The sequence below is a fragment of the Terriglobus sp. YAF25 genome (genome assembly GCF_052113305.1).
Classification (GTDB): domain Bacteria; phylum Acidobacteriota; class Terriglobia; order Terriglobales; family Acidobacteriaceae; genus Terriglobus.
The window spans coordinates 1-5,533 of record NZ_JBFRCY010000520.1 but is presented as its reverse complement, the minus strand read 5'-3'; the positions used below and the strand labels follow the sequence as shown (position 1 = coordinate 5,533).

At 56.9% G+C, this 5,533-nt stretch carries 8 protein-coding genes; 6 read left to right on the top strand and 2 right to left on the bottom strand.

Annotated features, from left to right (window positions below; all coding sequences use genetic code 11):
• Positions 1 to 39 precede the first annotated feature (39 nt).
• From lexA to rfbC, 6 genes are all read left to right on the top strand, one after another.
• Positions 40 to 672 carry a transcriptional repressor LexA gene (gene lexA / locus AB4043_RS19300; protein ID WP_442307808.1) on the top strand — a complete coding sequence of 211 codons (633 nt, stop codon included), beginning with the start codon at positions 40 to 42 and terminating at the stop codon, positions 670 to 672.
• A gap of 101 nt (positions 673 to 773) precedes the next feature.
• Entirely contained in the window at positions 774 to 1,106 is a 333-nt protein-coding gene (locus tag AB4043_RS19295) for a hypothetical protein (RefSeq protein ID WP_442307806.1), read from the top strand.
• 13 nt (positions 1,107 to 1,119) lie between these two features.
• Positions 1,120 to 1,872 (top strand): efflux RND transporter periplasmic adaptor subunit, encoded by a 753-nt coding sequence (locus AB4043_RS19290; protein WP_442307805.1) that lies wholly within the window; start codon positions 1,120 to 1,122, stop codon positions 1,870 to 1,872.
• A gap of 253 nt (positions 1,873 to 2,125) precedes the next feature.
• Entirely contained in the window at positions 2,126 to 2,473 is a 348-nt protein-coding gene (locus AB4043_RS19285; RefSeq protein WP_442307804.1) for a DUF4097 family beta strand repeat-containing protein, read from the top strand.
• 117 nt (positions 2,474 to 2,590) lie between these two features.
• Positions 2,591 to 3,280 (top strand): HAD family hydrolase, encoded by a 690-nt coding sequence (locus AB4043_RS19280; RefSeq protein WP_442299367.1) that lies wholly within the window; start codon positions 2,591 to 2,593, stop codon positions 3,278 to 3,280.
• 63 nt (positions 3,281 to 3,343) lie between these two features.
• Positions 3,344 to 3,913 (top strand): dTDP-4-dehydrorhamnose 3,5-epimerase, encoded by a 570-nt coding sequence (rfbC, locus tag AB4043_RS19275; protein WP_442307807.1) that lies wholly within the window; start codon positions 3,344 to 3,346, stop codon positions 3,911 to 3,913.
• 59 nt (positions 3,914 to 3,972) lie between these two features.
• On the opposite strand, the gene rfbD is transcribed toward rfbC, so the two are convergent.
• Together rfbD and AB4043_RS19265 are read right to left on the bottom strand one after the other, a co-directional pair.
• Positions 3,973 to 4,869 carry a dTDP-4-dehydrorhamnose reductase gene (gene rfbD, locus AB4043_RS19270; protein WP_442299366.1) on the bottom strand — a complete coding sequence of 299 codons (897 nt, stop codon included), beginning with the start codon at positions 4,867 to 4,869 and terminating at the stop codon, positions 3,973 to 3,975.
• On the bottom strand, positions 4,869 to 5,533 hold a 665-nt coding region (locus tag AB4043_RS19265; protein ID WP_442307803.1), incomplete at its 5' end, for a sugar nucleotidyltransferase. The genes AB4043_RS19265 and rfbD, both read right to left, overlap by 1 nt.

Genomic DNA, 5,533 nt, shown 5'->3' with positions numbered 1-5,533 from the left:
GAACTTAGCCAGTTACCCCCTAACGTCTTCCCTGTTGCGATTCGCCTTTTATTCGCTAAAATGTCAGACATGGCAATTACCCGGCGGCAAAAGGACGTTCTCGACTTCCTCACCTCATTCACGCAGCGTTGCGGATATTCCCCTTCGTATGAGGAGATCGCCAGCGGCCTTGGCGTCAATTCGCTTGCCACCGTTCACAAGCACATCACGAACCTGCAGAACAAAGGTTTGTTGCAGCGTGCGCACAATCGGAGCCGCTCGATCGATGTTCTGCCGGCACGTTCTTCCAAGAAAGGGACCGACCGCCTGCCTCTGCTAGGCCGCATTGCCGCGGGACGACCGGTGGAAGCCGTCGAGACGGCTGAGACCATCTCGCTCAGCGATATTCTCGGCAACCGGGAGGTCTTCGCTCTCGAGGTCCGTGGCGATTCCATGCGGGATGAACATATCGTCTCCGGCGACTATGTTTTGGTTGAGCGCACCCGCACCGCCCGGGAGGGCGAAATTGTCGTCGCCCTGGTGGATGGCACGGATGCCACACTAAAGCGGTTTTACCGGGAAGGCAGYATGATTCGTCTGCAGCCTTCAAACTCCGAGATGGCGCCGATCTTCGCCCCGGCAGCCGCGGTAACGATCCAGGGAAAGGTCCTGGGGGTCTTGCGGAAGTATTAATTGCAAAGCAACAACTTCGGCTTACCTAATTTTCAGGGAACCAACCTCCTATCTCGCGCGTACTCCCTTCCGTAACCACCCACCGGAGGATCAGGAGTACCATGGCCGCACCCCGCAAATCCAAGCGCAAACTGTATATCTGGGGCGGCATCGCCGTCGTCGTCCTGGCCGCCGGCCTAACGTTTGCCATCAAGGCCTCCGGTTCCAGCTCGAAGATTGATGCTTCCCAGTTGTCGAAGGTTGAACGCGGCGACATCGCTCGCTCTGTAGTTGCCACCGGTAAGGTTCAGCCCATCGTCAAAGTCGAGGTCAAATCCAAGGCATCCGGCATCGTCACCCGCAGAGTCCAATGCCCGGGCCGCCGCCGCTGCAATCGAGTTCGACAAGGTAAACGCCCAGGCCCCCGATCTGCCCAACTTCAAAAACACCTATGAACGGGCTCTGGCGATGTCGAAGCAGGGCGTTGTCAGCCAGCAGGCGCTGGACGACGCACAGCAGAAGTACGCTGCCGCCGCCAATGCGCGCGATAAGGCCCTCGCCCAGATCACGGTTGACACCGCCAAATTGCACCAGGCGGAGGCACAGGTTGCGCAGGCGCAGGCATCGCTCAAACAGCTTGAAGAACAGCTTAGCTACACCAACATCGTCTCCCCGATCGACGGCATGATCCTCTCCCGGGACGTAGAGCTGGGCAATGCCGTCAGCTCCATTCTTGTGATGGGGTCCACCGCAACCCTGGTCATGACCCTCGGCGACACAACCCAGGTTTATGTACAGGGCAAGGTCGATGAGAGCGATATCGGCAAGGTTTACCTGGGTCAGCCGGCCCGCATCCGCGTGGAGAGCTTCAAGGACAAAGTCTTCAACGGCAAGGTCACCAAGATTGCTCCGTTGGGTGTCGAGAAGGACAACGTTACGACCTTCGAAGTACGGGTATCGATCGACAATCCCGGCGGCGAGTTGAAGGCCAATATGACCGCGAACGCCGAGGTCATCCTCGAAGAGCACAAGAATGTGCTTACCGTCCCGGAGCAGGCTGTTATCTACGATAAGCAGCGTAACGCCAGCATTGAGATTCCGGATTCCAAGGCAGAGAAGGGCCGCCGGAAAGTCCCCGTAAAAGTAGGCATCTCCAACGGCACAAGGACCGAGCTTCTGAGCGGTCTTAACCAGAACGACCAGGTCATTCTGCAGCAGTAAACTGCGTTTTATCGTGAAACCATAGAGGGAACAACCATGAAGATCCTTCGTACTCTACTTACCGCAACCGCACTCGCAGCCGTCGCCGTACTCGCCACGGCTGAGGACTTTTCCCGTACCCTCACTGTCTCCGGGTCGACCAATGTCAGCGTTTCCACTGGTTCCGGATACGTCAAGGTCGTTCCCGGCTCGAACTCGGAGGTTCGAATCGTCGGCCACGTTCGAGCCGGATCCGGAGGATGGTTCGCCGGTAATGCCGACGTCGGCCACCGGCGACGTACGCGCCCAAACGGGATCCGGCTCCCTCCGGATCCACGGTTTCAATGGGGGTCTGCGAGCCGGAACCGGATCCGGAGATATCGAAATTGACGGCACACCATCTTCTGATTGGAAGCTCGAGACCGGATCAGGTTCGGTTCGGCTTACCGTGGGGAACGCCAAGTTTTCCCTTAATGCATCCACCGGTTCCGGAACGGTGCACGTAGCGCAGCCCATCCTGATGCAGGGCACGCTCAATCGCCACCATGTCCTTGGCGCCGTCAACGGCGGCGGACCTGTGATCAAAGCTGAAACCGGATCGGGAGACATCGAAATCCGCTAACAGGTTTAACTTCCTTACCGCGGCGGAGAGTGCAGACTCCGCCGCTCTTTTTTTGAGCCGGGCCAGGGCGCCCGAGGCTTGCGCTGCACCTTCCACACCTTGCACACTCTAGAGAGAATGGCTCTACCGCCCTCGTCCGACCTTCGTCTCCTCGTCTTCGATCTCGACGGAACCCTCATCGACTCCCGGCAGGACCTCACCAATTCCGTCAACGCAATGCTGCGTCATCTGGGGAAGCCGGCTCTGCCGGACGCCGTCATTACCACCTATATCGGCGACGGAGCATCCATGCTGGTACGCCGCGCGCTCGGCGACCCGGAGGGGGATCTACACGACGAAGAGTATGTGCAACAGGCCCTGACCTTCTTTCTGGACTACTATCGGGTGCACAAACTCGACTTCACCCGCGTCTATGACGGTGTGCTCCAATCACTTGAAGCCATCCGTATGGCTCATCCTCATCTGAAGATGGCCATACTTACGAACAAACCCGTCAATCCGTCCCGTGAAATTAGCCGTGCTTTGGGTTTGGAGCCATTTTTCTTCGAAAACTATGGAGGCAACAGCTTTCATACCAAGAAACCCGATCCATTGGGACTTGAGACCCTCATGCATGAAGCTGCGGCCACACCCGGTCAGACCGTGATGATAGGGGACTCGGCCGTGGACATCCTCACAGCACAGAATGCCGGAGCCTGGTCGATTGGGTGCGCCTTTGGTTTGTCAGCCGACACGCTAAAAACCGTCGCTCCCACCTGCCTCTGCGATTCGCCAGACCAGTGGGCATCTGTCTTGGGACCAGCGTAGAAATCTCTGTTCTTCGGTCAAACTTCCATATAACCTAAATGAGATAATAGACGTTTATTTGTGATGCAGCTTATTGATACCCCTCTCAAAGACGTCAAGCGCGTCCTTCCCAAGGTCTTCGAAGACACACGGGGCTGGTTCGCAGAAACATATTCACAGCGGGCCTTCGCTCACGCGGGGTTGCCAAACAAGTTTGTCCAGGACAACCAGTCTTTTTCCCGTAAAGGTGTACTGCGCGGTCTCCACTACCAGCTCGGCAAACCGCAGGGCAAGCTCGTGCGCGCTCTTACGGGTCACATTTGGGACGTTGCCGTCGACCTTCGCCGCGACTCCCCTGACTTCGGTAAATGGGCCAGCTTCCACCTCAGCGAAGACCGCGTGGAATATCTCTGGATTCCCGAAGGCTTTGCGCACGGCTTCCTCGTGCTTTCAGAAAGCGCCCACATCCTTTACAAAACAACCGACTTCTATCTCCCTGCGGGAGAACGTTGCATCCGCTGGGATGACTCGACGCTGGCCATTGACTGGCCTCTCGATGAAGTAGGCACCGTTTTGGTCTCCCCAAAGGACGAACATGGAATGAGCTTTCTACAGGCTGAACTCCCGCCTGTAGGGGAACCTGTATCTCACTAGAAATCTAAAACAGACCGGAAAATGGATTCCTGCAAAAGAATCCTTCTTTCGATCTGTTTTTAGATTTCAAGCATCGCTGCTCGCAGCGAGTCCTGCCATGCCGGCATGGTAAATCCGAGCATCCGCTGCAACAGTTCACAATTTAAGCGAGAGTTCCCTGGCCTTCTGGCGGGCGTTGGATATTCCTCGGTTCTGACCGCTGTGAGTTTTGCCCAGGATTGCGCTGGCTCCTTCTCCTGGGCCAGCGCCAGGAAGGCCCGCGCAAAATCAAACCAGGTGGTCTCTCCGGCGTTACTGGCGTGGTAGATACCGCCTAAGCGTCGAGCCTCGGTGAGGTAATCTCCCGTTGCCTCACAACGACGAATAGTGTGCAGTGTGAGACGGGCGAGATCGCGCGCCCATGTGGGAGCTCCGTGCTGGTCAGCCACAATACGCAGCTCTTCTCTCTCCCGGGCAAACCGCAGGATAGTCCGGACAAAATTTTTGCCGGTAGAGTTGTAGACCCAACTCGTCCGGAAGATGAAATACGCCGCTCCAGTTGCCGCAAGTGCACGTTCGCCTGCGAGCTTGCTGGCGCCATAAACGCTCAACGGCCCCGTTGGATCCGTCTCGACATATGCCGTGTTCCCTACTCCGGCGAAAACGTAGTCCGTCGAAAAATGGACCACAACGGCATCGAGAGCCGCAGCCTCTTCTCCGAGAACCTGAGGCAACTCAGCATTAAGCCGAAACGCCATCTCCGGCTCCTGTTCTGCCTTGTCCACGGCCGTGTAGGCCGCTGGATTGATAATCCAGCGTGGCCTCAGTGAGCGGATATATCGCCTCACGGCATCCAGATCGCTTAGATCGAGCTCGTGCCGCCGCGGTGCGGCCACCGTAGTTCCAAGTTGATTCAGCATCGGCTCAAGCTCACTGCCGACCTGCCCGCTGGCCCCGGTCAGAAGAAACGGCCCCATCAGAAGATCCGTTCTTTCAGGATGCGATGAAGATAGTTGGCATAGCTGCTCTTACCGATCTTCTTCGCCAATGTCCCAAGCTCTTCGCTTGAGATCCACTTCTTGCGAAATGCGATCTCTTCCGGACAAGCCACCTTCAGACCTTGACGATGCTCGATGGCATGGATAAATGTTCCCGCCTCAAGCAAGGAATCATGCGTTCCGGTATCGAGCCAAGCCGTGCCACGGCCAAGGTTCTGTACCGCAAGCTCTCCACGTTCCAGGTACCACCGATTCACATCTGTGATTTCCAGCTCACCGCGTTCCGAAGGCTTAATGGAGCTGGCAACCCGAACGATCTGAGAGTCGTAAAAATAGACCCCGGTAACGGCATACGACGACTTCGGTTCCTTAGGCTTCTCTTCGAGAGAGATCGCATTTCCCGCGGCGTCAAACTCCACCACGCCATAGCGCTCCGGGTCAGAAACCCTGTATGCGAATACGGTGGCACCATTCGTTTTCTGCGAGGCCGCCTGTAGCTTTTTGGGTAACTCGTGGCCGAAGAAAATGTTGTCGCCAAGCACCAGGCAACATCCCTCACCGGCCAGAAAATCCCTTCCAATCAGAAATGCCTGTGCCAGGCCATCGGGACTCTCTTGCACCGCATATTGAAACGACAGTCCCC